This is a genomic window from Cryobacterium sp. RTC2.1, from assembly GCF_035018685.1.
Lineage (GTDB): Bacteria > Actinomycetota > Actinomycetes > Actinomycetales > Microbacteriaceae > Cryobacterium > Cryobacterium glucosi.
Genome location: NZ_JASJXJ010000233.1, coordinates 1 through 3,711, shown reverse-complemented (window position 1 = coordinate 3,711; position 3,711 = coordinate 1). Strand labels below are relative to the sequence as shown.

The window sequence follows — 3,711 nt, the reverse complement described above, 5'->3', positions numbered from 1 at the left end:
TCGGCGAGGTCGGGCGCTGAGGCGAGCGATGGGCAGCGGATGCGCGACGTCATCGTGGTCGGCGGCGGTCCGGTCGGTCGCGAAGCGGTGGGCGCGGGCATCCGGGTCGATCGCGGTCACCGTGAGGAGCAGGCCGTCCTGGGCCGCCCAGCGGGCGAGCGCCCTGGCGACGTCGCCGCCGCCCGAGCCGATATCGAGCAGCGTGCTCTCCCGGCTCGTCGAGAGGAGCGGCCGGATCTCGCGCCGGTACACCCCGCGCCAGCCGGAGACGGCGGCGTTCACGTATTGGAAATAGTCGTACGTGCGGCTCAGGACCTCGGGGTCGCAGCCCGGATCGTCCATGAGCTCGACCGCGTCGCTCGCCCGCCGGCGGAGGAACGGCAGCATCGGGACCAACGGCGATCGCGCCAACCGCGTCAGCCGCGCACCACAGTCATCAGGCCGGACTCGACCGTGAGCCCCGGTCCGAACGCCATGGCGCAGAGCCGCTCACCGTCCGCGGTGTCCTGGGCGTCCAGGATCGCCTTCAGCACGAAGAGGATCGTCGCGCTGCTCATGTTGCCATAGGAGCGCAGGGTCTCCCGCGACGGCACGAGCTGCGCCTCGCTCAGCCCGAGCTTGGCCTCGGTCTTGTCGAGAATGCTGCGCCCGCCCGGGTGGATCGCCCAGTGCGCGATCGCGGTGCTGAGTGGCGCCCGTGCGGCCTCGGCCGCCGCGACCACGACGGCTGGGGCGGTGAGCGTGGCGACAGACCCGCCTGAGGCGACCTCGGCGACCTCGGCCAGCTCAGCAACCTCAGACGCAAATTCCTCGATCGGCATGGTCTCACCGAGAGCGGCGACGGCGGCAGCGAGCCCGGGGTCCTTCGCGAAGAGCGGAGCGAGAGCACCCTCGATGTGCTCGTCGATGATGTGCGGAACATAGCTGCTGAGCACCATCTCGAAGCCCTCATCTCCGATCTTCCAGGCCATGTCGCCCTCGCCGACCGGCGTGATCACGGTCTCGAAGAGGTCCAGGCTGAGGGCGTTCTCGCCCGGCGCCGGGGCGCGCGAACTCACGATTCCCGCTGCCGCACCATCCGAGAACAGGGAGGAGGCAACGATCGTGTCGGGGTCGTCCGAGGTGCGGAGATGCAGCGAGCAGAGCTCGGCGCTCACCACGAGCACAACGGCGTTCGGGTCGGCTTCGACGAACTGCTTCGCGGTGCGAAGCGCGGGCATCGACGCGTAGCAACCCATGAACCCCAAGTGATACCTCTGCGTTGTCGGCTTCAGGCCCAATTCCCGCACGAGCATATAGTCGGGGCCGGGCGCGTAGAAGCCCGTGCAGGACACGGTCACCACGTGCGTCACATCGGCGGCCTCGATACCGGGGCACGCAGCAAGCGCGCGGCGGCCGGCCTCGACGAAGAGCTTCGTCGCCTCGGTGATGTACAGCTCGTTGCGCACCCGGGTGCTCGGCACGAGGAGGGTCTGCGTCGCCGCGTCGAAGAACTGCGGGTCCGGCTTCTCCGAGTCGAGGGTCAACTCCTCGATGACGGTGTGACGGCGCTCGATCCCGGACAGGTTGAAGGATGCCGTCACGAGCCTCTTCCCCAGCCTGCTCAATCCCGGCTGGGCCGCGAACACATCGCGCACCTGTTCCTGGATGAGGACGGTGGATGGAACAACGGTCTGCAACGCTCTCAGAGTGACGGACATAGCCCCAGTGTTACACGCGGCCCTGCGAGGCACACCCCCCATTTTCGCGCGCGGCGGCAACGGCCGACGGATGCCCGGATCCCGAAACTGGGCGCCGGCAGTGAATCCGCTGGGCGCGGTTCCGTGGCGCGGAGTGATGCCTAGGCTGGAATGTGGCGTGGGGCAACGGGGACGCGCGTCGCCAACCGCGGGCCGGTGCCCGCCTATCCGAGGGAGTCCCGTGGCCACGACCGTCGCCGACCAGATCATCGCCCAGCTCATCGACTCCGGCGTGCGCCGCATTTACGGCATCGTCGGCGACAGCCTCAACCCGATCGTCGACGCCGTTCGGCGCAGCGGCGGCTCCGCGAAGGGCGGCATCGACTGGGTGCACGTGCGCAACGAGGAGGCCGCGGCCTTCGCGGCCAGCGCCGAGGCGCAACTCACCGGTGAGCTCGCGGTCTGCGCAGGGAGCTGCGGACCGGGAAACCTGCACCTCATCAACGGCCTCTACGACGCCCACCGCTCCGGGGCACCCGTGCTCGCGATCGCGAGCCACATCCCGAGCGCCCAGATCGGCAGCTCCTTCTTCCAGGAGACCCACCCCGACCGTCTCTTCGTCGAGTGCTCCAACTACTGCGAACTCGTCAGCTCCGCCGCCCAGGCCCCGCGCGTCGTGAGCATGGCCATGCGCCACGCCATCGGGCTCCGCGGCGTCGCCGTCGTCACGCTCCCGGGCGACATCGCCGAGCTGCCCTCCGTCGGCACCGCGCCGACCATCACCCTGACCAAGCCGGGCACGCTCGTGCCCTCGACGGCCGACGTGCAGCGCCTCGCCGACGCCATCAACAACGCCCGCCAGATCGCCATCTTCGCCGGGATCGGCGTCGCAGGAGCCCACGACGAGGTCGTCGCCTTCGCCGACCTGCTCGCCGCCCCGATGGGGCATTCCCTGCGCGGCAAGGAGTGGATCCAGTACGACAACCCCTTCGACGTCGGTATGACCGGGCTGATCGGCTACGGCGCCGCCCACGACGGCATGCACGACGCCGACCTGCTCATCCTGCTCGGCACCGACTTCCCATATTCGCAATTCCTGCCCGACGGCACGGATGTCGTCATCGCGCAGGTGGACATTCGTGCGGAACACATCGGCCGGCGCACGAACGTCACGGTGCCGGTGCACGGGGACGTCGCGGCGACGCTCAACGCGGTCACCCCGCTGATCACCCGCACCGCCGACCGGCGCTTCCTCGAGAAGACCCTCAAGCACCACGAACAGCTCATGCACAAGGTCGACGGCAACCCGCGCAACGTCGAGAAGCGCACGCCGATCCACCCCGAGTACGCGGCCTCGATCCTCGACGAGGTCGCCGCAGACGACGCCGTCTTCATCGCAGACACCGGCATGTGCAACGTCTGGGCGGCCCGGTACATCAACCCGAACGGGCGCAGGCGGATGCTCGCCTCGCTCCTGCACGGATCGATGGCCAACGCGCTCCCCCAGGCGATCGGCGCCCAGGCGAGCCACCCGGGGCGCCAGGTCGTGACCCTGTCCGGAGACGGCGGCCTCTCCATGCTCCTCGGCGAGCTCGTCACCGTCGCCGCGCAGAACCTGCCGGTGAAGATCGTCGTGTTCAACAACTCAACCCTCGGCATGGTCAAGCTCGAGATGCTCGTCGACGGCTACCCCGATTTTGGCGTCGACGTTCCGGCCGTCGACTACGCCGCCGTCGCCAACGCCCTCGGCATCTACGGCCAGCGGGTCGAGGATCCCGCCGACATCCGCGGCGCCCTGGAGCGCGCCTTCGAGCACAACGGGCCCGCGCTCGTCGACCTCGTCACCGACCCGCTCGCCCTGAGCATGCCGCCGACGATCACCGGGGCGCAGGTGCGCGGTTTCGCGCTCGCCCTCTCCCGGGTCGTGCTGAACGGCGGCGTCGGCGAGGCCGTGCAGCTCGCCCGCACGAACATCCACAAGCTCTAGTCGCGCCCACATCGGCGGGCCGCGCCCGAAACGGCGGGCGCGGCC

General features: G+C 69.7%; 2 protein-coding genes and 1 pseudogene. 1 reads left to right on the top strand and 2 read right to left on the bottom strand.

All coding sequences use genetic code 11. From position 1 onward, the window contains the following. Together QN357_RS18210 and QN357_RS18205 are read right to left on the bottom strand one after the other, a co-directional pair. Positions 1 to 387, bottom strand: a pseudogene (locus QN357_RS18210) (methyltransferase); the annotation flags it as partial. Positions 388 to 416: 29 nt separating this feature from the next. Beyond that, positions 417 to 1,742: a type III polyketide synthase gene (locus QN357_RS18205; RefSeq protein WP_277612939.1), complete on the bottom strand. Its 1,326-nt coding sequence runs from the start codon at positions 1,740 to 1,742 to the stop codon at positions 417 to 419. Positions 1,743 to 1,920: 178 nt separating this feature from the next. Here QN357_RS18205 and QN357_RS18200 point away from each other — a divergent pair, with 178 nt between their 5' ends. Next, positions 1,921 to 3,666, top strand: coding sequence for a pyruvate dehydrogenase (locus QN357_RS18200; protein WP_134559908.1), 1,746 nt, complete (start codon positions 1,921 to 1,923; stop codon positions 3,664 to 3,666). Positions 3,667 to 3,711: the final 45 nt, after the last annotated feature.

Excerpts from the sequence above, each read along its gene's own strand:
- QN357_RS18205 (WP_277612939.1), bottom strand. The coding sequence starts at position 1,742 with ATGGGGGGTGTGCCTCGCAGGGCCGCGTGTAACACTGGGGCTATGTCC.